This window comes from Bacillus thuringiensis, from assembly GCF_001182785.1.
Lineage (GTDB): Bacteria > Bacillota > Bacilli > Bacillales > Bacillaceae_G > Bacillus_A > Bacillus_A thuringiensis_S.
Genome location: NZ_CP012099.1, coordinates 1,508,326 through 1,532,686, shown reverse-complemented (window position 1 = coordinate 1,532,686; position 24,361 = coordinate 1,508,326). Strand labels below are relative to the sequence as shown.

The window sequence follows — 24,361 nt, the reverse complement described above, 5'->3', positions numbered from 1 at the left end:
ACTTATAATATCGTACCCGCTTTTTCAGCACCTAACATTTCAATAATTTGATTATTATCGTCTAGTACTGCAATTTTTGGTTCTTGTTTATGAATCTCTTCTTCCGTAACTAGCCCATAACAAATAATAATTACTTTGTCCCCTGGTTGTACAAGCCTTGCCGCAGCACCATTTAAACAAACAACACCACTACCGCGTTCCCCTTTAATAACGTAAGTCTCTAAGCGAGCACCATTATTATTATTTACAATTTGGACTTTTTCGTTTTCTACAATATTTACTGCATCCATTAAGTCTTCATCAATTGTAATACTACCTACATAATTTAAATTTGCCTCCGTTACAGTTGCACGATGTAACTTTGCTCTCATCATTGTGCGAAACATAGATGCTCCCCCTTATTTAACCGTTAATGTTATATTGTCAATTAATCTTACATTTTCAAACTTAACTGCAATAGCTAAAATGATTCGTCCTTCGACTTTCTCTACCATTGTTAATGACGGATATGCATATAAATCCGCATAATCTACAGTGCCTTTCGTATGCGTCTCAATATACTCTTTCACAAGATTTGTAATGATTTCCGGATTACGTTCACCTACCTCAATTCTTTCTTTCGCTATACATAGGCTGCGGTATAAATGAAGAGCCTCTTCACGTTCATCTTGTGATAGGTACACGTTACGAGAACTTTTCGCTAATCCATATTCTTCCCTTACAATATCAACTGGTACGATTGTAACCGGAATATTGAAATCAGTTACAAATCCTTCAATTACTGCAACTTGTTGAGCATCTTTCATACCGAAATAAGCACGCGTTGGCAGCGTAATATTAAATAGTTTCATTAGTACAGTTGCAACACCAGCAAAATGACCAGGTCTTTGTTGACCGCATAATACGTCCGTGCGCTTCACAACTTCTACTGTTGTTGTTTGTTCTGTTGGATACATTTCTTCTACACTCGGATAAAATAAATAATCTACACCGTTTTCTTTTGCTACATTTTCATCTCTATTAATATCACGAGGATATCGATCTAAATCTTCATTTGGGCCAAATTGCAGCGGGTTTACAAATACACTTAAAACTACAATTTCATTGTCTTCTCTTGCCTTACGTAATAAGGTAGCATGCCCTTCATGTAAATAACCCATCGTTGGAACAAAACCAATACTCTTTCCACTTGCACGAAGTTCGTTTGTAATTTGCTGCATCTCTTGCACTGTAGTTACGATTTTCATTATTGTTTTCCTCCGTATAACGCTAAGCATTCTTCCTCTTTCATTGTGAACGAATGTTTTTCTTCAGGAAATTGCCTTGTCTTTACTTCAGTAACGTATTGTGAAATCCCACGCACAATCTCCTCTTGAACAGACGTATATTGCTTCACAAATTTCGGAACACGATTCACGCCGTATGAGATAAGATCATGATAAACAAGCACTTGCCCATCTACTTTTTGTCCTGCACCAATCCCAATTGTCGGTATTGTTAGTTGCTCTGAAATAAGTTCTGCTAACTGCATTGGTACACATTCTAACACAAGCGCTATTGCACCAGCTTCTTCACATTTCTTTGCATCTTCTATTAATTTCTTAGCACTCTCCGCATCTTTTCCTTGCACTTTATATCCACCCAACACTCCTACAGATTGAGGGGTTAAACCTAAATGCGCTACAACAGGAATTCCTGCGTTCGTCAAATATTGAATTGTTGATATAACTTCTCCAGCACCTTCTACCTTCAGTGCATGCGCCCCGCTCTCTTGAACGATGCGGCGTGCATTCACCATCGTTTCTTGTAACGATACGTGATACGACATAAATGGCATATCAGTTACAATAAACGTCTCTTTCGCTCCGCGGCGTACAGCTTTCGTATGATGAATCATATCCTCTACTGTTACAGGTACTGTTGAATCGTATCCGAGTACAACCATTCCAAGAGAATCTCCAACTAGAATCATATCAACTTCAGCTTCTTCTGCTAATTTAGCAGATGGATAATCATACGCCGTTAGCATTGTAATCGGCTCACCTTGCTCTTTCATCTTCAAAAAAACTGTTTTTGTTTTCAAAAACTACTCCTCCTTTATGCAGGAGAGAGGAGATGGCCGAAATCATATAAAAAACCCCTCTGGCCATAAAAGGGCAGAAGGGTTGTGTGTTAGTCGGCATTATTCATCCCTCTGTCCCAGTCCGTTATTGGATCAAGGCAGAATCCAAGTTATTATTTTTCGTATTACTTCGAATCATGGTGCAGTTCGCTCTGATACTGCCCACATTCGAACTAATTATAGCAAACTACAAAAGGGAATTACTACATTTTTTCGAAAAAATAATTTTTTATTCTTATTACGGTATATGAAATTTAACACGAGAGTATATATGCTATAAAGTGAAACTTTAATCACCCCTCACCAATCGGACTTTTACGGACAGCCCGCTCCCCCTCCTAACTGCTTTGCTTCCGCTGAATTTTGAGGTAGGGGTCTTACTACCCGGCAAATAGCGGGATAAACTTTTTATAGATAATTCAATCCTGAAAAGATACATGTTTTTTCAACGCATGTTAAAAAAGTCCAAGTTAATTTCTTCTGTAATCAATTTAACTGTATAGTATAACTCTTAAACTAATGATGCAGGTTAATTGAGGAAAAGTACTTAACAAAGGAGAATTGCAAATGTCTATGAACAGGTGGTTATTTCGATTCAGCAGTTTGCTTGTAATGATTGTATGGTGGATGTCTTTAGGATCCTTTCATGTATTTGCCTCAGTTAATGTCGTAACACAACCTACCGATTTAACGAACGTGATTGAGGTTGAACTAAATGATGATTACTTTAATCCAAATGTCATCACGATTCCGCTTGAAGGATCAACAACATTACTATTGAAAAATAAAGGTAAAAACGAGCACACCTTTACAGTGAAAAAACTCGGCATTGACGTCGTAGTCGAGTCAGGAAAAGAAAAGAATATTACCGTGAAACCTAAAAATACTGGTACATATGAATTAATATGTCGATACCATCTCCTTAAAGGAATGGAAGGCAAAGTAATCGTCAAATAACATGCCAGGCCAACTAGACGGAAGATATCTTGAAATGAACTTTAAATATTAAATGAATTTATTATCATATTACAAATTCAACTCAAAAATATTGAAATAAAAAGAAGTTCCAAAAGAGGAACTTCTTTTACTTAATTTCAATATCTGCAGAATGAATATGATGTACTTTCCCCTCATGATCCTCCAGAAGTAATACACCATCCTCTGTGATTCCTTTTGCTAACCCCGTAATCGTCTCTCTCATCGTTCGAGCAGTAATTTCTTTCCCGATGCTCACAGCGTAACTTTCCCAAAGGATTTTAATGACAGAGAAACCATTTTGTAAATACTCTTCATATAATTTTTCTAGTTGTAAATAGATTTGTTGCATAAGTTCTGCACGAACAATCGGCTTACCTGATTCAATCGCTAATGAAGTAGCAATGTGCTGAATTTCTTCATCAAAATGTTCTTGCTTTTGATTCGCATTAATACCGATGCCCATAATAACAGCATTAATTTTATCAGGATCCGCTTGCATTTCTGTTAATATACCTACAGCCTTTTTACCTTGAATTAAAATATCATTTGGCCATTTTATTCCCACGTTTACACCTGTACATTTTTCAATTGCCTGTGCAACACTAACAGCCGCTAACAAAGTAAGTTGCGGTGCATGATGAACTGGGATTGATGGACGTAAAATAATACTCATCCAAATTCCTGTTCCTTTTGGTGAATACCATTTTCTGCTTAAACGACCTCTTCCCGCTGTTTGTTCTTCTGCTACAACGATAGTTCCTTCTTCTGCACCTTCATAAGCAAGTTTTGCTGCAATGTGCTGCGTTGATTCAACAGTTTCTTCAAAATACACTGTTCTACCAATTCGCTTCGTTTGTAGCCCTAACTGAATTTCATTAGCAGTCACTTTGTCTGGCTTACTTGCAATTCGGTAACCTAATCGACGCACAGCTTCAAGTTCATATCCCTCACTCCTGAGGTCTTCCATATGTTTCCACACGGCAGTTCTTGAACAACCAAGTTTATCACTAATCGTTTGGCCGGATACAAACTCGCCATCCGCTTCAGAAAAAACTTGCAATAACTGCTTTCTTATAGTAGATTGCATCCTTGCAGCCACTCCCTTATACGCTCTTTCTCATTAACTACGTTTCCTTGTACGATTGCTTCCTCGATTTTCTGAAGCATGTCAGCAACCCACGGACCAGGCTTTTTGTTTGCCCAGTTTAATAAATCATTACCAGTCACATTCATTTCTTGACGACTCTGGATTGGCAATGCGTGAAACATTGATTGTACTCGTTTAACAGATGTAGGGTCATAGCTTTCAATCATCGCTTCATATACTCTCTCTGCCATTTCAGCGATATGAATTCCCGTTTTATAAAGAAGGACTGTATCCCAATCCTTCTCCTTTCTAGTACGTATTGCCAATAAAACTGCAACAATATCTTTTATTTTTTTATTTGAAAACTTCCATTGACGTAAAAAAACAGATGGATGTTCTTCTCCGATACAATATAAGAAAAATGCCCACGCGTCAATATCCGTTTCGAAAGAATCCCATTTATACTGCGTAGCTTTTAACAGTCTCTCTTCTGACATTTGTAAATATGGCAAATGAGAAAATAGCTTCGTTTCTACTAATTCTTTGAGACCTTTCACACAATATGTACCAGTTAACAGTTTCTCAAACTCTACTGTAATGCGCTCAATTGCTATATGTTCTAGCAAATGCCCATACGTTTCAATCGCTTGCTTCGTTTTCGTTTCTAATGAAAAACCTAACGTGCTTACAAACCGAATACCACGCATCATTCGCAGGGCATCTTCTTGAAAACGATCAGCAGCATTTCCAACTGTCACAATTTCTCTCTGTTGAATGGCTTCCTGCCCAGCAAATAAATCAACCATTTCGCCTTCTTCTGTCATAGCAATTGCATTCATCGTGAAATCACGACGTTTTAAATCCTCTTCTAATGAACGAACAAACTGAACACTACTAGGTCTTCGAAAATCTTCATATTCGCTTTCTGTTCGAAAAGTAGTTACCTCATAAGGCTCACCATTTTCTACAACAATTACAGTTCCATGCTCAAGACCAACAGGAACATTTCTTGGGAATATAGCCATCACTTCTTCTGGTAAAGCAGATGTCGCAATATCAATATCTCCAATCGGCCTATCGATAATAAGATCTCGTACGCTCCCACCAACAAAGTAAGCCTCATGTCCTTGTTGCTTTAATGTCTCAATAATAGAACTAGCTTTTTTAAATCTTTCCATTTTTGTCATCCCTTAGTACGTCATAGTAAATCGTTTCATATTGTGAAACAATTTTTTCTGAGCGAAATTGCTCATAAACACTTTCTCTTGCTCGTTCTCCCATATTGCGGTGAAGTTCCTCGTCCTTTAATAGCTGAGTAGCTTGATTTGCCACTCCTGTTGTATCGCCAACTTCACACAAATATCCTGTTTCCCCGTGTTGAATAACCTCTGGAATACCTCCAACCCGTGTTCCGATACAAGGTACACCACACGCCATTGCTTCTAATAAAACAAGACCAAAACTTTCCTTCTCTGATAGAAGCAACATTAAATCACTCATTGCAAGTAGTTCTGCAACATTATCTTGCTTCCCTAGGAATAAAACGCGATCTTCAATATGTAAATTCTTCACTATCTGTAAAATCGTACAGAATTCTGGTCCGTCTCCAACAAGAAGTAACTTCGCATCTACTTCTTTAACAATTTTAGCAAATGCCTCAACAACATCCTGCACACGTTTCACTTTACGGAAATTCGAAATATGAATAAGTACTTTTTCACTCTCACTTATACCGTATTCTTTCTTTAACTGAGACATATTACGCTTGAAATATACGCGTTCGTCTATAAAGTTATATACCGTTTGAATTTCTTTACTTGGTTTTACAAGCTCATGCGTTTCGTTAATTAATGAATGCGAGACAGCAGTAACAACATCCGATTGCTCAATACCAAAACGAATTAAATTATTTAACGAAGGGTCGGAACCTAACACAGTAATATCTGTTCCATGCAAGGTTGTAACAATTTTAATACGCTCTCCGATCATTTGTTTTGCTAAATATGCACAAATTGCATGTGGTATTGCGTAATGCACATGTAAAATGTCTAAGTTTTCTCTTTGTGCAACCTCTGCCATCTTACTTGCTAACGCTAAATCGTATGGTGGATATTGAAATACAGAGTATTGGCTTACCGTTACTTCATGAAAATATATGTTTGGATATACTTTATTTAACCGGAATGGCAAACCCGATGTAATAAAGTGAATTTCATGCCCGCGTTCCGCCAATTGCTTTCCTAATTCTGTTCCAACAACTCCAGAACCACCTACAGAAGGATAACATGTAATACCTATTTTTAATTTCATTTACATCCCCCTAATAAATCAGCATGTAATAAAACCGGTTTCTTACTCATAAATCCCTCGGCATACAAGACTCCAACTTCTTTTCCAAACATCTTCTCACGAGCAATCACAGTTTCAACGTAACCTTCTGTTAACGGTGTCTTAACACCATCACTCCCTGTTGAAAACTGACTTTCATACGCTTCTAATGCTTCCACCTTTATAGAGAGGTACTCACTTATATCTATACAAAAATTCGGTTTATGAAAACCATTAATCATATAATTATAAAAAGACTCCACACGATGTGGTGAAAGTTCCGGCATATATTTACGGATTCCTGCTGAAAAAATAGCCTCTTCCACAAGCTTTGCACAATTTGCATGATCTGGATGGCGATCTTCATAGTATGGCGCAAAAACTAGTTTTGGTTTATATGTACGGATCACCTTGACAATTTCACGTATATACTCTTCTTTCATATACAAACCACGGTCTGGCATCGCTAAATTCAGCCTCGTTTTTACTCCCATTATACGAGCTGCGACCTCTGCTTCTTCTTTTCTCAACTCTATCGTTCCATTGGAAGAAAGATCAGCTTCTGTTAAATCACAAATACCTACTTCATACCCTTGCTTTGTATATTTAGCGATGGTACCAGCCATGCCGATTTCAACATCATCGGCATGAGCACCAAACGCTAATATATGTAATCCACTCATAATTGTTCCCCTCATTTTCTTAACTTACGATAATCTAAATCTCCTCGCTCTAATGCATGCATTAACATTTCAGCACTTGCCATATTCGTTGCAAGTGGAATCCCATATACATCACATAAACGAAGCAATGCATTCACATCCGGTTCATGCGGCTGTGCTGTTAATGGATCGCGGAAGAAAATCACCATATCTAAATCGTTTTTTGCAATCATTGCACCAATTTCTTGATCTCCACCAAGAGGGCCAGATTGATATCTTGTTACAACTAATCCAGTCGCTTCCATAATACGAAGCCCTGTCGTTCCTGTTGCAAATAATTCATGTTGTTCAAAAATTGGTTTATATGCGTATGCAAACGAAACCATATCATTTTTCTTTTTGTCATGTGCGATTAAGGCAATTTTCATCCGTTGTCTCCCCTTTAGTCGATAATATTTTCTAAACCGTACACAAGATGATCAAGGTTCATTACTGTCTCAATTGATAGTTTTACACCTGACATAAATGATGCACGATTGAATGAATCATGACGAACTGTTAACATTTGTCCATCTCCACCGAACATTACTTCTTGGTGTGCAATAAGCCCTGGCAAACGTACACTATGAATGTGAATACCGTCTACATTTGCACCACGTGCACCTGCTAGTTGCTCTACTTCATTTGGATGACCTTGCTGCTTTGATTCACGATTTTGACGAATTAACTCTACCGTTTTTACAGCTGTACCAGATGGTGCGTCTAATTTTTGATCATGATGTAATTCAATTACCTCAACATCTTGGAAATATTTCGCTGCCATTTGTGAGAATTTCATCATAAGAACTGCACCAATTGCAAAGTTTGGAGCAATAATTGTTCCTACTGCTTTTTCTTTTGCATTCTCTGTTAAACGTGCCAATTCTTCTTCTGTAAATCCAGTTGTACCAATAACCGAACGAAGTCCACGCTCAACTGCAAGTGTAACGTGTTGTTTCCCAACTTCTGGTGTTGTTAAATCTAACAACACATCTGCTTCTACTTCATCTAAACAAGTATGTAAATCAGCGTAAATCGGCGTATGTAACGCTGGCATGCCAGGTAAATCAGAAATCTTCTCTCCACCATGCTTATAATCTACTGCTGCTACTAAATTAAAATGTTCTGTTCTTTCCATAAGAAGGACTGCTTCATGTCCCATACGTCCTCTTGGTCCGGCGATAATTACTTTAATTTCTTTCATTATTCTTTCTCTCCCTCATCAATACGTGTCCAGCGATCTTTATCACGTGTATTAAATTTATTCATTACAATGTTGTGTGCTGTCTCTAAATCAATATTTAAACTATTTGCCATACAAATCATAACAAATAATACATCTCCAAGCTCTTCTTCAATACTATTTTCTTTTTCAGTCGTTTTCTTCGGTTTCTCACCATAATAATGATTTACCTCTCTTGCAAGCTCCCCCATTTCTTCCGTTAAACGAGCCATCATTGCAAGCGGACTGAAATAACCTTCTTTAAACTGACCAATATATGCATCTACTTCTTTCTGCATATCTTTCATCGTTTTTGCTTCCATACTATTCACCTCTAATCCTTCCTCTTTCATGTTAGCCAATTCATCGCGATTTGACAAATATTATTCCCCGCCAAACACCTATTTGCGACCCTTTTTTGGATAGACTATAATAAAGTGAAACTTTCTTTTGCGCTTTTTGCAAAAGATTAGCCCACACCAATCAGGTTCCTACGGCTGGGTCGCCTTTCTTCAGAGCTTTATCTCCTACCAGCCGTTGGAACGGGGTAAAGTGAAACTTCTTTTGCGTGCTTTTCCCAAAAGATCAGCCCATACCAATCGGGCTCTTACTATTTTCACTAGCAACTAGAAATTACTTATTATGTTTTACCGTTTCAGCGGAGCAATATAATCATTACATAATTAGGGGGATTTCTATATGACATCAAAATTGAAGATGCGAAATATTATTTTTATTTTAATCGGTTCCGCTATATTTTCTTTCGGTATTGTCAATATCAATATTGAAAACCACCTTGCAGAGGGTGGGTTTACTGGTATTACACTATTATTGTATTTTTTATTTAAGTTTGATCCTTCCTACTCAAACTTAATTTTAAATATCCCTATATTTTTTATTGGTTGGAGGTTACTTGGCAGAACGACATTTTTATATACATTAATTGGCACCTTTAGCGTATCTTTATTTCTATGGATTTTCCAGCGTTACGAAGTACTCAACTTACATTTAAACTTGCAAAATGATATGACACTCGCAGCTTTATTCGCCGGGGCATTTATCGGTATCGGCCTTGGGATAATATTTAAATATGGCGGGACTACTGGCGGTGTAGATATTATCGCACGACTAGCTCACAAATATGTTGGCTGGAGTATGGGTAAAACGATGTTTATGTTCGATGCTGTCGTTATCGTCGTCTCTATTCTTACCTATTTATCATACCGCGAGGGTATGTATACGTTAGTTGCTGTTTTTATCGGGGCTAAAGTCATTGATTTTATGCAAGAAGGAGCCTATGCCGCCAAAGGAGCGACTATTATCTCAGAGAAAAATGATGAAATTGCTGCCAAAATTTTATCTGAAATGGAGCGCGGAGCAACCTTTTTAAAGGCTGTTGGATCGTATACAAAAGTGGAACGTAACGTACTGTATTGCGTTGTTGCTAAAAATGAAATCGTGAAATTAAAGAATATCATTACTTCTGTAGATCCTCATGCTTTTGTCGCTGTAAGTGATGTACATGATGTAGTTGGTGAAGGATTTACGTTAGATGAAAATAAAAACCCTTTACATAATTAAATGTAACTAGAAAAGCGCCTTAGCTTTTCTAGTTTTTTATTACAAGTCTTTTAAGCTTCTCCAAATTCTCATAAATAAGCTCCAATAAACTCCGATTATAAAAAATGGAAGCTGGATGAAAAGTTGGAAAAACATGATATTCATTCTCTGACCATGTAAACTCTGCACTTTGCATATCCTTTAATTTTTGAATGGGCTGTTTTAATAATTGCCCGTGTACATCTGTGATTTTTTTATTTTTTCCTGTTAAACGTTGAAGACCGATATTTCCAAGCGTGACGATAAGCCTCGGATTTATTTTCTCTAATTCATAATCTAACAAAGGCGCATGGGCAACTATTTCTCCTTGATTTGGCGTTCTATTATACTTTTTTTGTATGCTTTCACCATTTCGTTCTTTTTTCTCTCGCCATTTATAAGGTCTACTCCGAACAGCGCTCGTAATATATACTTCTTTCCTTGTAACGTGAATACGATCTAAAAAAACCATTAATTGTTTTCCCGACCTCCCGCTAAACGGAATCCCATTATGAATTTCTGTTTCACCAGGCGCTTCTCCTAACAACATAAATTTGGGATTTTCAGGACCTTGTCCACTTAAAAAACCTTCTAGTTGATAAGGAGCACTACGCTCTTTCACTTGTTTTACTAAATGGTCTGGATATTTCATTTCCCCCACCGCCTTTCCGCATTACTTCTATTATTTCTATTTGCAATACATTATATAATTCAATCCACACAACAAAAAAAGACTATCAAAATTGATAGTCTTTAGTCGTCGCTACGCTGCATACCAGTATACATTAATACGAGACGTAATAATTCAAATACCGCTACAGCTGCAGCTGCTACATATGTTAATGCTGCTGCATTTAATACTTTACGAGCTTGGCCATATTCATCTGTTGATACGATACCTAACGCTTCAATTTGTTGCATTGCACGCTTTGAAGCATCGAACTCAACTGGTAATGTAACAAGTTGGAACACAACACCTGCAGCCATTAAAATAATTCCTAATAACAATAGTTTCGACATTGTCGCAAATATACCAATCATAATAAATACCCATGATATATTCGATCCAAAATTCGCCACAGGAACTAACGAATGACGAATACGCATAAAGTTATAATCTTGCGCATCTTGAATTGCGTGTCCTACTTCATGTGCTGCAACTGCTGTACCAGCAACTGAATGACCATAATAATTATCTGTTGATAATCGAACCGTTTTGGCCGTTGGATCATAATGGTCTGATAAATGACCTGGTGTTTCTTCCACAGCTACGTTGTATAGTCCATTTTCATCTAAAATTTTTCGAGCCACTTCCGCTCCTGTCATACCTGATGTTGAATAAACTTGTGAATACTTGCTATAGGCACTTCGTACTCTTGACTGTGCATACAACGGTATGATCATTATGATCGCGAAGTAAATTAAATAAAACATCATGAACCTCCATTGAAGTTTTAATTATAGTACTTCTCATTCTATTTTCTTCTGCCACTATTGTCAATGAATAAACCTTACAATCCATATCTTTACTTATTACATTATCTATTTTTAGAATGCACATTACTTTTTCTTTTTTCTCTCTCTCCTTTATACTTTCTCCATCCAACATAAGTTAATGTGAATAAAATAAGTCCCCCAGTAATTGTCATAAACCAAATGAGAGAAGGTGCAATTTCATCCTTTTTTACTGTGTGAAATATCTTTTGCAAATCCCCTTTAATAATCCCTAATTGCATTTGGCCACCTTTCGTTTTTAACATAACGTTACGAAATTCATCCAAATAAGATAAATGAACATTTACACGCTGTACCTCGTTTTCTGGCAAAGCAATCATTAAACTTGGATAAATAATATTGAATTCATTTAAAAATGTATTTAATGTTTGTTGAAACTGCCCAGTATCTTCTTTTTCCATCGCTTTTTCCATTTGAGAAAAGGCATCCATTACTTTTCTTTCTCTTTCCATCCAAAGCGGTTGATACTTCGATACTTGCGCGTCAACAGCAAGTTGTAATGCCAACACATTATCCATTTTAGCTTGCTTACCTAAGCCTTCTTCAGAGAGCGATTGCTGTGCCTTGTCGTAAGCTAAAGAAATAACTCTAACTTGATCTGGTGTTACTTCCTGCTTCTTTTCATTCCCCTTCATTAAAAATTGCTCCGAGAAAAGTTGTAATACTTGTACTGCTTTTTCATCTTCATTACGCTTCACTAACTGTAACGAGTCGTCTAACAACCCTGTTAGCTCATTCCACTCTTCAGCATATATACGTAACGGAAACATTATAATTAGAAATGCTATCAATCCAATTAATGTTCTCTTCATCCCGGTCCCCCCTATAACTACTAGTACAAAATATGTTAATTTGGACAAGAATAGAACAGAACTGAACCGAAAAATATATTATCGTTTTACAAAGAAAAAATTCTCTTTAAGCAGAGAATTTTTTCTTTGACACCCTTTTCTTTTTTACGAAATATCTATATAAGCTGTAACAAAGTATACTACCACCTAAAATGAATAATAAAATAGCACACGCAGCATGCATAAAGAACTCCTCTGGTAGCATTAATATAACTGGATCCGTTTCAATATCAAACATCCAATAATCATTACTGAATAAAAACTTATGGAATAATACAAAGCTCTTTTCAAAATTAATAGCGATTGGTAACATAAGCGCTATCGGAAAAATGATTGTTAAAATCGATCCGTGCAGTAAAAACTTTTCATTTTTCTTTTTTAATAAATAAATTCCGCCTATCACTGCAATCATAATTGTCGCATACATCACATATTGAATCTTTACTAAAATATTTTTAACATCTACAAAATGAATACGGCCATTTGTAGACATATCTAATGTTGGTAAATGTAATGCTCCGTCATAAAACGGGGATAAATATGTAATAAGCACATCGTAATTTCTTTTAATTTCATCCTTCGTCATATCCGCTAAATCAGGAATATTTAAAAAATCAATTTCAAAATAATACAGCCATTTTCCATACACAACTGCCGTTGTTGCGAGTGCAAAAATAGAAAATGCTATGCTATATGAAACAACTAAAGTAATCAATCGATCCAATATTTTTGTACCACTCTTATTTTTCTCCATGTTCTCCCCCTAAAAGTTCTAACCATCATAAAGAAAATTGTTTCCTATGCTCACGTAAGCAACAATAATATGTAATACATAGTACAGCAATGCTTAACCAAAACGTAAAATAACCAATTCCCTCTACAAACAAATGCATAATTCCATATCGCGGCATTTGCCAAAATAAATAATCAATTGCATCGTTATGCAACGTCCACACACCCACTACTATAAAATGCCATTTTTTTATACGGTAAAATGGAGCATATAAAAAACCTTGCACTGCCATCGCAAAGTGCGAAAGCATTAACATGTAGCCCATAAGGCCAATAGGACCTTTTACGTAAATCATAATTGCGTTTACAACAACAGCCCAAATACCATATTTTATTAAAGTAACAATCGCTAACGCTTCTATTAATCCCCAGTTTCTCTTTGTCAAAAAAGCAATTAAAACAAAGACAAAAAAGAGACTTGCCATAGGACTATCTGGTACAAACGGCCAAAATATAGGTGACGTTTCTTTCAATTGATTTCCGTACCATATAAATCCGTAAATTGTACCTAATATGTTAACAATTAATAAAAATAATAATACCGATCGTTGTCTTAACATTGCATACAAGTACACCAATCTGTATGTCCAACACCTTTCAAGAAAAGTAATTCATTCACTAAATCCTACTCTATTATAACAAACTTCATCCAACTAAATAGAAAAGCTGACTACAAATTTTGAAGTGAACCCGAATAGTGGTACATGAAAAAAACACCTCCTGAATTCGCATACTAAGTATGCAAATTCAATGGAGGTGTTTTTGGTTTGAAGACAAGAGTTCATTACCCAGAAGAAATAAAGTGGAAAGTGATTGAAATGAAAAAGGATGGATATTCCAATCGGACCATTATGGAGAAGTTTGGAATTAAAAATGTTTCCCAAATTAAGACATGGATGAAGTGGTATCGTACCGGTCAAACGTACCGTTTTCAACAACCTGTAGGAAAGCAATATTCTTATGGAAAAGGGCCAAAAGAGTTAAATGAATTGGAACAGCTACGGTTAGAAAATAAACAGTTAAAAACAAAATTACTGATATGGGGAAAGTATCCGGAAATCGAAAGGAGTTGAACCTGGAAACTGTAGTTACTTTATGGACCGATTTCAAAACAAAACTAACGGTAAAAGAATTGTGTAATGTATTAGAATTACCCCGGTCTACATTTTATCGTTGGTTACAACGAACAGTGGACCTAAGAGATGAGATAGAAGAGAAAATAAAGGATGTTTGTCTTCGGCATAAATTACGATATGGATATCGAAGAGTGACCGCAACTCTTCGGAAAATGGGACTGTGTGTGAATCATAAAAAAGTATTACGAATCATGAGACAAAATCAGATTCTCTCAAAAGTTCGTCGAAAGAAAAAGAAATATATCAGTGGTGCGGAGCCAGTAATAGCCCCTCATCGATTGGAACGCCAATTCGATGCATCCGCACCAAATGAAAAGTGGTTTACGGATGTGACGTATCTATTATTTGGAGAGCGTACCTTGTATTTATCAACGATTATGGATGCCTTTAATCGTGAAATTATTAGTTATGTCATCAGCGAGTCCCAAGCACTGCCATTAGCAATGAAGACATTAAAACAAGCAATGAGAGGGCGAAAAGTAAAAGATGTCCTTCTTCACTCAGATCAAGGAAGTATTTATACAGCGAAGGAATTTCAAGCATATGCCAAAGAAAATGGCATTATCACCAGCATGTCCCGGAGAGGAAATTGCCATGATAATGCCGTCATGGAAAGCTTCTTTGGTCATTTGAAAAGTGAAGCCTTCTATTCACAAGAGATAACAAAAGTATCCAACACAACTGTGCGAAAGATTGTGCTAGAATACATTCATTACTACAATTGTGTGCGAATTCAAGAAAAATTAAACCACCTATCCCCTAAAGAATTTAGGGAACAAGTGGTTTAGGTGTTTTGATAGGTGTCCCGTTTTCAGGGTTCACTTCAATTTTGTAGTCAGCTTTTTATTATTTTTTATTATACTTTGCAACGAATTCCGAGAGCTTCTTCAGTTCCTCATCCGTACCTTTAAATACACCTTTAGGCATGGAACCTTTTCCCTCTTTCGCAATTTTAGCAATTTCTTCTGGCTTTAAAGTTAAGTTTTGCAGTGCCGGTGCTGCCGCTCCGCCCTGTAAATTGTCACCATGACATGTTAAACAAGTATTTTTTTGCATTAATTTATAGCCATCATCATTTTTATCAACTGGCGCTGTTTTTACAATTGCTCCTTGTTTTTTTGCAGCTTCCCAGTCGTGGTGTGCTACAGATTCCCAAGTTAAAAAGATAATCGAAGCAATTGCTAAAAGCATAAATCCAGTTGCTACAGGACGCTTCAATGGACGTCTTTCTGGACCTCGATCAAGAAATGGAGCTAACAGTAATGCACCAAACGCAATCCCTGGCATAATAAACGCTCCAATTACAGTAAATGAACCAGAAGCATAAGAATACTTTAATAACTGATACAAGAATAAGAAATACCAATCTGGAAGTGGTATATACCCAGCATCTGTTGGATCCGCCATTCTCTCAAGCGGCGACGGATGCGCCACTGTTAAACATAAATAACCGATTAAAAAAACTGCACCAACCATCCATTCTTTTAACAAGAAGTTCGGCCAAAATGCTTCTGTTTTCCCTGGGTATTCAGAATAGTCTTTTGGAATATTTGGTTTCCGAGCTACTGGTACCCGAGAATCTCCTACAAACTTCATCCCTTTGCCGCGATGCATAATCTCCCTCCTTTAGTTCTTTCCCCTTTAATTTAGCAATCTCTTATAGTGGACCGGAAATACCTTGTTTGCGAATCATGATGAAGTGGAAGGCCATTAAACCTAGAAGTGCTGCTGGTAAGAAGAAGACGTGAATAGCAAAGAAGCGAGTTAATGTTTGAGCGCCAACAATTTCGGAATGACCAGCGAGTAATGTTTTAATATAAGGACCAATGAGCGGTGTTTGCTCTGCAATTTGAATCCCTACTTTTGTAGCGAATAAAGCTTTCATATCCCACGGTAATAAATATCCGGTAAAACCAAGACCTAACATAACAAAGAAAATAAGAACACCAACAATCCAGTTTAACTCACGGGGCTTTTTATACGCACCTTGGAAGAAAACTCTGAGTGTATGTAAAAACATCATTACAATTACGAGACTAGCACCCCAGTGGTGCATACCACGAACAATTTGCCCATAAGCAACTTCATTTTGTAGATAGTAAACTGATTCCCAAGCATTTTTAATATCAGGCACATAATACATCGTCAAAAACATTCCAGATAAAATTTGAATTACAGTAACGAAAAAAGTAAGTCCTCCAAAGCAATAGACGAATGCAGAAAAGTGATGTGCCGGGTTTACATGTTCAGGTACTTCATGATCAGCGATATCACGCCATATCGGTGTAATATCTAATCTTTCATCTACCCAATCATAAATTTTATTTAACATCTACTTTGCACCCCCTCTTGGCTTCGCTTTTCCTAGATACAGCGTTCCATCTTTCACTTTAGACTCGTACACATCAAGCGGAGCAAGGGGTGGCGTACCTTTAATGTTAATCCCATCTTTTGTATAACGCCCCCCATGACATGGGCAAAAGAATTGATTCGGATGTGCTTTGTCCGAATTCCAGTTAACTGTACATCCTAAATGTTTACATACTGGAGAGAACGCAACAATGTCTCCGCTTTCATCTTTATGAACCCAAGCCGATTTTGGTTCTTCAGACTTGTACCAACCATCAACCTGCTTCACTTTAAAATCGAAACGCTTCGGCTCTGTTGTAATATCCTTTACTTGCGCAACAGCAACCATATCTGTTCCGGCTTCTTTTCTTAACACCGGATCAAGCGCAAATCGCGTCATCGGCATTAAAATACCGGCAGCCATAAAGCCTCCTACCCCTGTGAGTGTGTAATTTAAAAATTGTCTTCTTGACACGCGATGTTCTTTCTCGCTCACGAAAATTTCCCCCCTCTATCAGAAATTGTCCCCTCGTGATAAATTATATAAAAAATAAAAACTAGGACACTATCATGATATAATACGCTCATGCACAGGTCAATATCATACTACTCATAATAATAAGAACTTTCTGTTTATTGTTAGTTTCCCCACTTATCTTCCAACATCACCATTATATTTTTTATATGTGCATGAATAACTTCTCTTTTTGCTTGATCACTAAATTGTTCTAGTGCTAATGAAGGAAACCAAAATAAATCTCCCTGTAACTCTTGTATATCCTCTTTCCATGAAAAATCACTTGTAACATAAGCAATATGCTTAAAACCTTCGCTTCGTAAATGATTTGTCCATTCTTGCAAACGACCTTTTTCATTCTTTTGACTTTCTACTAAATACGTAAACGCAGGCAGTAAAAGCACCCTGCCTTTATACTCTCTTTCCAATTCCATACTCAACAATTCTATAAATTCACCTTGTTCTACAACCATTTTCATTTCTTTTGCTGCCGAAATTGATAAAAGCGGTATTACTCCTGTATCAACATACTCTCTTGCTTGCTCAAACTGTTCCACATCTTTTACAATCCACTTCAAATTCCTTCCCTCCTTCACTTGCAAATGACAGAACTTTCACTTTATATATATTAAACCATACTAAAAGAGGTAAAAAAAGAAAAACTACCCAATATAGGTAGTTTTTCTTGATAAAAGTCTGAAATTTGTAAAAAATTATTAATCCAAATAAATTCTATAAAGTCTTTAACTCTGCCGTTAATCTATGAAACGCTTCCTTATCTTGCTTATCTAACGCTTCATCAATTTGTTTCAAAAGGCGTTCTCTCCTAAACGAAAATACACTTTCTTCCAAAAACCTTTCTGCAAGCAAACGATCTTTTTCATTTACTTCAATATGCTTTGGTAGATATGGGTTTTCTTCTAATACAGCTACATAATTCGCATTTTGAAACGATGATTTAAAGTTGAGTTGAATATAAATATCCTCATCTCGATTTAAACGAATATCATGAAACGATTTTTCAGCATCTGTTGTCATAACATTTTGTTTAAAAAAGTGAAACGGTGTGTCTTTCACACAATTCGCTGACATCACTAAGCCACGCGGACAATATTTTGCATGCTCTACGAAGTGGACTTTATGCATTAATTGATCGTGACTCATTAAATAATTCAGAATCCATACACATTCACGCTGTTTCAGTTGGTAATTATTCAAAAACCATTTTACAAAATCCTTCTTCTCGTTTACAGAAACAGGGGTATTCATAGCAATTAAGTCCCTCCTCTGTCTTTCTCTTTTCTTTTTAGATTCAAGAAGCGGCATTCAGTTTCCTTCCAACTTATGAAAAATCCTCTAAATTATATAACAACTCTTCAATATGAATTTGTGTCGGGTCTAGTTGTAATAACTGGGTAAATACTTCTTTCGCCTCTTTTCGCTTTCCTTCTTCCAATAAGAAATAACCGTATTCTTCTAAGAAGTCTGGATGATTCTTAAAAGAAGTATATGCACTTTCATAGTGTTTTAATGCATCCGAATACATTTCTAATTGTTTTTTTGCATACGCAAGGTCCCAAAGTAGTTGTGTATCTGGTTCTCCACTATCAATAGCACGCTCTACAATTGCAATTAACTCTTCGTACTTTTCTTGTTCTTTTAAGATATACGCATATTTTAATGTTGCGCCTAAATGTCCTGGATCTAACTCAAGCGCTTTTTGAAGAACTTCCTCTGCTTCTACTATTTTTCCTAATTTCGCCGCAATGTTCGCTAACTCTACATAAAACGGAACTGAAAGCTCATCTACTTTAATTCCTTCATGAAGCGTTTCATAGCTTTCTTGAAGCATCCCTTCTTTTTCATAGCTTTTCGCTAAATACATGTACAGTGATGCGTACTCAGGGTCTAATTCTTTTAGTTCTTGCCAAGCACCAATTGCTCTCTGATATTCTTCACCTTGATATAATGTGAAGGCATATCCAAATAATGAGTGAATATCTTTTTGTTCCTCTAGGCCTGCTTCATAATAAGAAATTGCCTCTTCCCAGTTTCCGATTGCGCTTAACGTTTCTGCGAGACGAAGTGCGATCACAACACCACCCATTACTTTATGTTCCGCTAATAGCGATTCATAATAAGTAATTGCCTTTTGTTCTTCACCTTTACTACTATATAATTCTGCTAACCCAAATGTAATAACAGGTTCATCAGGCATCATTTCTTTCGCCTTTAATAGTTTTTGCTCTGCTACATCATCAAAACCTTGCATTTGGAATAAATCTGCAACAAGTAATAAAGATTGAACATATAAATCGTCATTTTCTGGAATATCATGAAGTACTTCAATCGCTTCATCTTCTTTATCTAGATCAATATATAATTCTGCTAAAAATACAGTGAATTCACTTTCTTCCGGATACAGTAAACGTAAGTCTTCAGTAATCGCTAATGCCTCATCTGTAAATCCAAGTGTATGATAGTAACGAGCGATATCATACTTCTCTTCATCATTTGCAATTTTTAATTGTTCTTTTAATAATTGTAATCCTTTTTCCGCTTCACCATTTTCAATATATGAAACAGCTTGTTCAAACTTTTGCATAAACGTCTCCTTTAATTCTAAAAAATATTCTCTTCTGTTCATTTATCATAAGCAACTCACTGTTAGAACGCAACCTTTAGAATGAGCATGCTTCTTCTTATACTTCTTCTTACAGAATAGGTAATTGTTCAAAAGGTTCGGATATGACACCGATACCCTATCATCATCTTCTATTGTACCGCTTTCTTTTATGACCGTGCAAATAACTTCTCTCACTAATTATCAAGCTATACAAACCGTGATTTACAGAACAACTTAAATACCAGACTTCAATCTTTATTTTTAATACGATAAAAAAGGCTCCTATAATAGGAGCCTTCACAATCTCTTAAGAATATGTTTCTTCTTTCTGTACTTGCTCATTTACAAGCTCTTTCAGCAACTCTATAATTTCATCATTTTCTTCTTTCAAACCGACAGTAATACGAATACCATCATCGATACCAAATGCAGCACCAGAACGAACGATATATCCTTTTTTCATTAATCGTTCGAAAGCTTCATTACCCGGTATACCAAGTTTTAAGAAAATGAAATTTGTTTGAGATGGATAATAGAATACGTTATATTCTTTACAAAATGCATAATACTGATTTAGACCTTCAGCATTCTTTTGCACACAATCTTGTAAAAAGGCTTGATCTTCTAATGCAGCGAGTGCTACAGATTGCGCTACAGTTGATGTATTGAATGGTAACCTCGCTACTTCTAGCTGTCCGATTAACTTCGCATCCCCAATCGCATATCCGATACGAAAAGCAGCTAAACCATATGCTTTTGAAAACGTGCGTAAAACCATAAGATTTTCATACTTTTCAAGAAGTGGTAGTGTTTGCGGATAGTCTTCTGCGTCCGCGTATTCATAATATGCTTCGTCCATAATAACGAGAGCCGACTTAGGAACTGATTCTAAAAATGAAAGTAATTTTTGTTTCTCAACATATGTACCTGTCGGATTATTCGGATTACAAATCCATACAATTTTTGTTTTATCATCTACTTGCTCTAGCATTGCATCTAAATCGTGAATACCGTCTTTAAGTGATACTTCACGAACTTCTGCTCCTTCAATAACAGCATGGTGATGATATTGTGAAAACGTAGGATTCGCCATTACAACGTTTGTTCCTTCATGTAGTAACGCTCGGCTAATCATTTGAATGACTTCATCTAATCCACTACCAAATAGTAGTTGTTCTGCTTTTATCCCTAAATGTTCCGCTACTTTTGTCCGAATTTCGAAGGCATATCCATCTGGATAAAGGGCATATTGGCTCGCTAAAGAAGTTAATGCTTCTGTCACACGCGCTGAGCAACCGAATGGATTTTCGTTCGATGCTAATTTCACAATTTTCGATAATCCATATTCCCTTTTTACTTCTTCAATGTTTTTCCCAGGCACATACGCTCTCAAAGTTAACAATTGCTCTTTCACTCTCATTTTTCTTCCCCCAGTCATTTCATTCAATTTGATTACAATACAGTTATAGCCCCTTACTGTAATCTTTTATCATAACCGTCACTATTACGAGAATACCTCTAAATGAGCACTTCACAGCACTTCGCTATCATTTTAAACCATATCTTTTTGAAATGCCTCTAACGCAATATGAACAGTCTCATCTGAAATAGATACGACATTCACTACCCCATATTCCTGCATAAGCACCATATGAATTGCTCCTGCATTTGCTTTCTTATCTTGTTTCATCAATTGAACGAGGCGCTCTACATTCAAATCTCTTGGCATTTTTGGATAGCCGTATTTCAAGAACCACTGCTTTATATCTTCATAAGCAAGATTAACCTTGTACACTTGCTCACTTAAAAATATGGCGAATAACATTCCAACTGCTACGCCGTCACCGTGAGTAATATTTCCATACCCTAGCTCTTTTTCAAGAGCATGTCCTAACGTATGTCCAAAGTTCAAATGGGCACGTACACCCTTCTCTGTTTCATCTTGTGATACAACATTTGCCTTTACAGGAATCGCCTTCGTTAATATATGAATTAACTTCTCATCACGAAGATCCGCTAATGTCTGTACTTCTTCTTTTAACCAATGATATAGCTCCACATCACCAATAAGAGCATGCTTTATCACCTCTGCATAACCTGAACGCCACTCTTTTTCAGGAAGAGACTGTAAAAACGGTGTATGATATACAACTGCTTCTGGCTGATGGAATGCACCAATCATATTTTTACCTAACGGATGATTAATTGCTACTTTCCCACCTACTGCGCTATCGTGCGCTAATAAAGTCGTCGGAACCTGCACAAAGCGAATACCACGCATAAACGACGCAGCAACAAAACCAGCTAAATCTCCAATCATTCCGCCTCCAAGTGCAAGAATTAAAGAATTTCTATCCAATTTATTTTCAAGAGCTGACGTATGAGCCGCATAGAAATTTTCGAAAGACTTCTCTTTTTCGCCACTTGGTACAACAAACGAAAACACGTCCTGCTCTACTTGTAATGCATCGATAACTGTCTGTAAATGTAGTGATGCAACAGATTCATCTGAAATAATCATTACGTTAGATACCGCTGGCTGCATATTTTGAACGATCGTTGTTAAGTATGACAACGCTTCTTTACCAACATGTACATCATATTCTTTTGATTTCGTTTGAATATGTATGTTTCCCATTAAAATCCCCTCGCATATTCATTATGTTTCTCAATATTTTCACGAATTAGTTCCATACGATCTAATCCGAATTGTTCTATTAAAGCTGTCGCTAATTCCCAAGCCACAACCGCTTCTGCAACGACACTAGCTGCTGGCACTGCACAACTATCTGAACGTTCAATGCTCGCTGTAAAAGGCTCTTTCGTACCAATATCTACACTTTGAAGAGGTTTATAAAGTGTAGGTATCGGTTTCATCACACCGCGCACAACAATTGGCATTCCAGTCGTCATACCGCCTTCTAATCCACCTGCATTATTTGTTCTTCGTGTATACCCATGCTCCTCATTCCACAGAATTTCATCATGAACTTCACTTCCCGGTCTATGTGCTGCTTCAAAACCAATTCCAATCTCGACACCTTTAAAAGCATTAATACTCATAATTGCAGCTGCTAATTTCGCATCCAGTTTTCGATCATAATGTACGTAGCTACCTACTCCAATTGGCATTCCTTCCACAATTACTTCAACAATTCCACCGATTGAATCACCATTTGCTTTCGCATCATCAATTGCTTTCATCATTTGGTTACCAGCTTCGTCATCTAAGCAACGTACAGGAGATACTTCTGTAATACTCTTTAACTCTTCAATTGAATTATACGTAACCTTCTTAGCTTGTACACCGCCAATTTCAATTACATGGCCCGCCACTTTAATACCAAGTTCTGCTAACACCTTTTTAGCAACCGCACCCGCAGCAACACGCACCGTCGTTTCGCGCGCTGACGAACGTTCCAGTACATTTCTCATATCTCTATGACCATATTTAATCGCACCATTTAAATCAGCATGTCCAGGCCTTGGTTTTGTCACTTTCCTTTTCATTTCTTTTTCTTCCTGCTCAGTTAAAGGCTCTGCCCCCATAACTTTTGTCCAATGTGCAAAATCACGATTTTCAACAACGAGCGTAATAGGTGAACCTAATGTTTCTCCATGCCTAACACCACTTACAATTTGCGCTTGATCCGTTTCAATTTGCATGCGTCTACCACGCCCATATCCCTTTTGCCTTCTAGCTAACTCTTCGTTTATATCATCCGCTACTAAAGACAATCCTGCTGGAACACCTTCTATAATCGTTGTAAGTTGCGGACCATGAGATTCACCAGCTGTAATATATCGCATACGTTATTCCTCTTTTCGTATATGTATTTATCTCACTATATTAAGCAATAATATTAACTTTTATCATTCTAAAAATATTAAAGAAATTATATCATAAATCGACCATTTTCTTATTCTATATTTCCAATAGGTCTAATTTAAATATCAATATATCATAACAGCTCAAACTTCGTAACTAATTGAAAATAAAAAAAGTGCAAGAAGAATACCCCTATTCTCCTTGCACTTTTTACTATTATCACATTGATTAAAGCGTTTACAAATTATTTCAAAATAATTAGTAAATCCATTCATTCATTAATTTTGAGTAGTCAACTAATTCTTCTTCTTTAAAGAAAATAGCAATCTCGCGCTCTGCGCTTTCTAAAGAATCAGAACCATGGATAATGTTTTTCGCAACAGTTACACCGAAATCTCCACGAATTGTTCCAGGAGCTGCTTCATGTGGTCTTGTTTTACCCATCATGTTACGTGCTGTATCTACTACACCTTCACCTTGCCATACCATTGCGAATACAGGTCCAGATGTAATAAAGTCTACTAACTCACCAAAGAAAGGTTTTTCTTTATGCTCAGCGTAGTGTTGTCCAGCAATTTCCGGAGTGACTTGCATTAATTTTGCACCAACTAATTGAAAGCCCTTTTTCTCAAAACGAGCTACAATTTCCCCAATGAAGGCACGTTGTACACCGTCTGGTTTTACCATTAGAAATGTTTTTTCCATAAAA

28 protein-coding genes are annotated in these 24,361 nt (G+C 36.7%); 3 read left to right on the top strand and 25 right to left on the bottom strand.

Annotation, left to right across the window (positions count from 1 at the left end; translation table 11 throughout):
- Nucleotides 1-2 precede the first annotated feature (2 nt).
- From panD to panB, 3 genes are read right to left on the bottom strand one after another with little or no spacing between them, the layout of a single operon-like run.
- Nucleotides 3-386, bottom strand: a complete 384-nt coding sequence (panD, locus tag AC241_RS08130) for an aspartate 1-decarboxylase (RefSeq protein WP_000490182.1) — start codon at nt 384-386, stop codon at nt 3-5.
- A gap of 12 nt (nt 387-398) precedes the next feature.
- A complete protein-coding gene (gene panC / locus AC241_RS08125; protein ID WP_050843094.1) occupies nt 399-1,247 on the bottom strand; it encodes a pantoate--beta-alanine ligase in 849 nt (282 codons plus the stop codon).
- A complete protein-coding gene (gene panB / locus AC241_RS08120; RefSeq protein WP_050843092.1) occupies nt 1,247-2,083 on the bottom strand; it encodes a 3-methyl-2-oxobutanoate hydroxymethyltransferase in 837 nt (278 codons plus the stop codon). The genes panC and panB overlap by 1 nt, the downstream gene beginning before the upstream one ends.
- A 606-nt stretch (nt 2,084-2,689) precedes the next feature.
- Between panB and AC241_RS08110 the strand changes: the two genes are divergently transcribed.
- Nucleotides 2,690-3,079: a cupredoxin domain-containing protein gene (locus AC241_RS08110; protein WP_000062380.1), complete on the top strand. Its 390-nt coding sequence runs from the start codon at nt 2,690-2,692 to the stop codon at nt 3,077-3,079.
- Between the two features lie 127 nt (nt 3,080-3,206).
- Here the strand turns inward: AC241_RS08110 and AC241_RS08105 are convergent, their stop codons facing one another.
- From AC241_RS08105 to AC241_RS08075, 7 genes are read right to left on the bottom strand one after another with little or no spacing between them, the layout of a single operon-like run.
- Nucleotides 3,207-4,187, bottom strand: a complete 981-nt coding sequence (locus AC241_RS08105; protein WP_016082248.1) for a biotin--[acetyl-CoA-carboxylase] ligase — start codon at nt 4,185-4,187, stop codon at nt 3,207-3,209.
- Complete coding sequence (locus tag AC241_RS08100) at nt 4,172-5,365, bottom strand: CCA tRNA nucleotidyltransferase (protein ID WP_050843090.1); 1,194 nt, start codon at nt 5,363-5,365, stop codon at nt 4,172-4,174. Before AC241_RS08100 ends, AC241_RS08105 begins: the two co-directional genes overlap by 16 nt.
- Entirely contained in the window at nt 5,352-6,497 is a 1,146-nt protein-coding gene (gene bshA / locus AC241_RS08095) for an N-acetyl-alpha-D-glucosaminyl L-malate synthase BshA (RefSeq protein WP_000768317.1), read from the bottom strand. The genes AC241_RS08100 and bshA overlap by 14 nt, the downstream gene beginning before the upstream one ends.
- The gene (bshB1, locus tag AC241_RS08090; RefSeq protein WP_000015660.1) at nt 6,494-7,198 is read right to left on the bottom strand and encodes a bacillithiol biosynthesis deacetylase BshB1; all 705 of its coding nucleotides are present in this window, start codon (nt 7,196-7,198) and stop codon (nt 6,494-6,496) included. The genes bshA and bshB1 overlap by 4 nt, the downstream gene beginning before the upstream one ends.
- Before the next feature lie 11 nt (nt 7,199-7,209).
- Complete coding sequence (gene mgsA, locus AC241_RS08085; RefSeq protein ID WP_050843088.1) at nt 7,210-7,605, bottom strand: methylglyoxal synthase; 396 nt, start codon at nt 7,603-7,605, stop codon at nt 7,210-7,212.
- A 14-nt stretch (nt 7,606-7,619) separates the two neighbouring features.
- Nucleotides 7,620-8,420 carry a dihydrodipicolinate reductase gene (gene dapB, locus AC241_RS08080; protein ID WP_016082251.1) on the bottom strand — a complete coding sequence of 267 codons (801 nt, stop codon included), beginning with the start codon at nt 8,418-8,420 and terminating at the stop codon, nt 7,620-7,622.
- Nucleotides 8,420-8,761 carry a nucleotide pyrophosphohydrolase gene (locus tag AC241_RS08075; protein ID WP_014894810.1) on the bottom strand — a complete coding sequence of 114 codons (342 nt, stop codon included), beginning with the start codon at nt 8,759-8,761 and terminating at the stop codon, nt 8,420-8,422. Before AC241_RS08075 ends, dapB begins: the two co-directional genes overlap by 1 nt.
- A gap of 376 nt (nt 8,762-9,137) precedes the next feature.
- Between AC241_RS08075 and AC241_RS08070 the strand changes: the two genes are divergently transcribed.
- On the top strand, nt 9,138-10,019 hold the full coding sequence (locus AC241_RS08070; protein ID WP_000202121.1) for a YitT family protein: 882 nt from the start codon (nt 9,138-9,140) through the stop codon (nt 10,017-10,019).
- A gap of 28 nt (nt 10,020-10,047) precedes the next feature.
- On the opposite strand, the gene AC241_RS08065 is transcribed toward AC241_RS08070, so the two are convergent.
- From AC241_RS08065 to lhaT, 5 genes are all read right to left on the bottom strand, one after another.
- Nucleotides 10,048-10,689 (bottom strand): uracil-DNA glycosylase, encoded by a 642-nt coding sequence (locus AC241_RS08065; RefSeq protein ID WP_050843086.1) that lies wholly within the window; start codon nt 10,687-10,689, stop codon nt 10,048-10,050.
- A 101-nt stretch (nt 10,690-10,790) separates the two neighbouring features.
- A complete protein-coding gene (locus tag AC241_RS08060; protein WP_011109966.1) occupies nt 10,791-11,474 on the bottom strand; it encodes a zinc metallopeptidase in 684 nt (227 codons plus the stop codon).
- A 101-nt stretch (nt 11,475-11,575) separates the two neighbouring features.
- Nucleotides 11,576-12,364 carry a sporulation protein YpjB gene (gene ypjB, locus AC241_RS08055; protein ID WP_016082253.1) on the bottom strand — a complete coding sequence of 263 codons (789 nt, stop codon included), beginning with the start codon at nt 12,362-12,364 and terminating at the stop codon, nt 11,576-11,578.
- Nucleotides 12,365-12,470: 106 nt separating this feature from the next.
- Nucleotides 12,471-13,157: a lipoprotein intramolecular transacylase Lit gene (gene lit, locus AC241_RS08050; protein WP_016082254.1), complete on the bottom strand. Its 687-nt coding sequence runs from the start codon at nt 13,155-13,157 to the stop codon at nt 12,471-12,473.
- 25 nt (nt 13,158-13,182) lie between these two features.
- Nucleotides 13,183-13,773: a lipoprotein heptaprenylglyceryl N-acetyltransferase LhaT gene (lhaT, locus tag AC241_RS08045; protein WP_155417054.1), complete on the bottom strand. Its 591-nt coding sequence runs from the start codon at nt 13,771-13,773 to the stop codon at nt 13,183-13,185.
- 189 nt (nt 13,774-13,962) lie between these two features.
- Between lhaT and AC241_RS08035 the strand changes: the two genes are divergently transcribed.
- A protein-coding gene (locus AC241_RS08035; RefSeq protein ID WP_155417042.1) for an IS3 family transposase occupies nt 13,963-15,119 on the top strand; the annotation gives its coding sequence in 2 pieces (ribosomal slippage) (nt 13,963-14,212 and nt 14,212-15,119; 1,158 coding nt in all).
- Nucleotides 15,120-15,177: 58 nt separating this feature from the next.
- On the opposite strand, the gene qcrC is transcribed toward AC241_RS08035, so the two are convergent.
- From qcrC to ndk, 10 genes are all read right to left on the bottom strand, one after another.
- Nucleotides 15,178-15,945 carry a menaquinol-cytochrome c reductase cytochrome b/c subunit gene (gene qcrC / locus AC241_RS08030; protein WP_000554603.1) on the bottom strand — a complete coding sequence of 256 codons (768 nt, stop codon included), beginning with the start codon at nt 15,943-15,945 and terminating at the stop codon, nt 15,178-15,180.
- A gap of 43 nt (nt 15,946-15,988) precedes the next feature.
- Nucleotides 15,989-16,663 (bottom strand): menaquinol-cytochrome c reductase cytochrome b subunit, encoded by a 675-nt coding sequence (gene qcrB / locus AC241_RS08025; RefSeq protein ID WP_000932700.1) that lies wholly within the window; start codon nt 16,661-16,663, stop codon nt 15,989-15,991.
- A complete protein-coding gene (qcrA, locus tag AC241_RS08020; protein WP_001290418.1) occupies nt 16,664-17,176 on the bottom strand; it encodes a menaquinol-cytochrome c reductase iron-sulfur subunit in 513 nt (170 codons plus the stop codon).
- Between the two features lie 143 nt (nt 17,177-17,319).
- On the bottom strand, nt 17,320-17,793 hold the full coding sequence (locus AC241_RS08015; RefSeq protein WP_105434158.1) for a YpiF family protein: 474 nt from the start codon (nt 17,791-17,793) through the stop codon (nt 17,320-17,322).
- Between the two features lie 136 nt (nt 17,794-17,929).
- Nucleotides 17,930-18,466 (bottom strand): ReoY family proteolytic degradation factor, encoded by a 537-nt coding sequence (locus tag AC241_RS08010; RefSeq protein ID WP_001095925.1) that lies wholly within the window; start codon nt 18,464-18,466, stop codon nt 17,930-17,932.
- A 73-nt stretch (nt 18,467-18,539) separates the two neighbouring features.
- Nucleotides 18,540-19,802 (bottom strand): tetratricopeptide repeat protein, encoded by a 1,263-nt coding sequence (locus AC241_RS08005; RefSeq protein WP_001168671.1) that lies wholly within the window; start codon nt 19,800-19,802, stop codon nt 18,540-18,542.
- A 328-nt stretch (nt 19,803-20,130) separates the two neighbouring features.
- Nucleotides 20,131-21,243, bottom strand: a complete 1,113-nt coding sequence (gene hisC, locus AC241_RS08000) for a histidinol-phosphate transaminase (RefSeq protein ID WP_050843084.1) — start codon at nt 21,241-21,243, stop codon at nt 20,131-20,133.
- A 132-nt stretch (nt 21,244-21,375) separates the two neighbouring features.
- Nucleotides 21,376-22,461 (bottom strand): 3-dehydroquinate synthase, encoded by a 1,086-nt coding sequence (gene aroB, locus AC241_RS07995; protein ID WP_043935499.1) that lies wholly within the window; start codon nt 22,459-22,461, stop codon nt 21,376-21,378.
- Nucleotides 22,461-23,633, bottom strand: coding sequence for a chorismate synthase (gene aroC / locus AC241_RS07990; RefSeq protein ID WP_016082259.1), 1,173 nt, complete (start codon nt 23,631-23,633; stop codon nt 22,461-22,463). The genes aroB and aroC overlap by 1 nt, the downstream gene beginning before the upstream one ends.
- 277 nt (nt 23,634-23,910) lie before the next feature.
- Nucleotides 23,911-24,357, bottom strand: coding sequence for a nucleoside-diphosphate kinase (ndk, locus tag AC241_RS07985; RefSeq protein WP_000415883.1), 447 nt, complete (start codon nt 24,355-24,357; stop codon nt 23,911-23,913).
- Nucleotides 24,358-24,361: the final 4 nt, after the last annotated feature.

Bases quoted from the DNA above. Each gene is read 5' to 3' on its own strand.
- AC241_RS08075 (WP_014894810.1), bottom strand. From the start codon at position 8,761: ATGGAAGCAAAAACGATGAAAGATATGCAGAAAGAAGTAGATGCATAT.
- AC241_RS08070 (WP_000202121.1), top strand. From the start codon at position 9,138: ATGACATCAAAATTGAAGATGCGAAATATTATTTTTATTTTAATCGGT.
- aroB (WP_043935499.1), bottom strand. From the start codon at position 22,461: ATGGGAAACATACATATTCAAACGAAATCAAAAGAATATGATGTACAT.
- panC (WP_050843094.1), bottom strand. From the start codon at position 1,247: ATGAAAATCGTAACTACAGTGCAAGAGATGCAGCAAATTACAAACGAA.
- AC241_RS08060 (WP_011109966.1), bottom strand. From the start codon at position 11,474: ATGATGTTTTATTTAATTTACTTCGCGATCATAATGATCATACCGTTG.
- AC241_RS08110 (WP_000062380.1), top strand. From the start codon at position 2,690: ATGTCTATGAACAGGTGGTTATTTCGATTCAGCAGTTTGCTTGTAATG.
- bshB1 (WP_000015660.1), bottom strand. From the start codon at position 7,198: ATGAGTGGATTACATATATTAGCGTTTGGTGCTCATGCCGATGATGTT.
- ndk (WP_000415883.1), bottom strand. From the start codon at position 24,357: ATGGAAAAAACATTTCTAATGGTAAAACCAGACGGTGTACAACGTGCC.
- qcrB (WP_000932700.1), bottom strand. From the start codon at position 16,663: ATGTTAAATAAAATTTATGATTGGGTAGATGAAAGATTAGATATTACA.
- AC241_RS08100 (WP_050843090.1), bottom strand. From the start codon at position 5,365: ATGGAAAGATTTAAAAAAGCTAGTTCTATTATTGAGACATTAAAGCAA.
- lit (WP_016082254.1), bottom strand. From the start codon at position 13,157: ATGGAGAAAAATAAGAGTGGTACAAAAATATTGGATCGATTGATTACT.
- dapB (WP_016082251.1), bottom strand. From the start codon at position 8,420: ATGAAAGAAATTAAAGTAATTATCGCCGGACCAAGAGGACGTATGGGA.
- bshA (WP_000768317.1), bottom strand. From the start codon at position 6,497: ATGAAATTAAAAATAGGTATTACATGTTATCCTTCTGTAGGTGGTTCT.
- qcrC (WP_000554603.1), bottom strand. From the start codon at position 15,945: ATGCATCGCGGCAAAGGGATGAAGTTTGTAGGAGATTCTCGGGTACCA.
- ypjB (WP_016082253.1), bottom strand. From the start codon at position 12,364: ATGAAGAGAACATTAATTGGATTGATAGCATTTCTAATTATAATGTTT.
- mgsA (WP_050843088.1), bottom strand. From the start codon at position 7,605: ATGAAAATTGCCTTAATCGCACATGACAAAAAGAAAAATGATATGGTT.
- AC241_RS08105 (WP_016082248.1), bottom strand. From the start codon at position 4,187: ATGCAATCTACTATAAGAAAGCAGTTATTGCAAGTTTTTTCTGAAGCG.
- aroC (WP_016082259.1), bottom strand. From the start codon at position 23,633: ATGCGATATATTACAGCTGGTGAATCTCATGGTCCGCAACTTACAACG.
- AC241_RS08065 (WP_050843086.1), bottom strand. From the start codon at position 10,689: ATGAAATATCCAGACCATTTAGTAAAACAAGTGAAAGAGCGTAGTGCT.
- hisC (WP_050843084.1), bottom strand. From the start codon at position 21,243: ATGAGAGTGAAAGAGCAATTGTTAACTTTGAGAGCGTATGTGCCTGGG.
- AC241_RS08005 (WP_001168671.1), bottom strand. From the start codon at position 19,802: ATGCAAAAGTTTGAACAAGCTGTTTCATATATTGAAAATGGTGAAGCG.
- panD (WP_000490182.1), bottom strand. From the start codon at position 386: ATGTTTCGCACAATGATGAGAGCAAAGTTACATCGTGCAACTGTAACG.
- AC241_RS08010 (WP_001095925.1), bottom strand. From the start codon at position 18,466: ATGAATACCCCTGTTTCTGTAAACGAGAAGAAGGATTTTGTAAAATGG.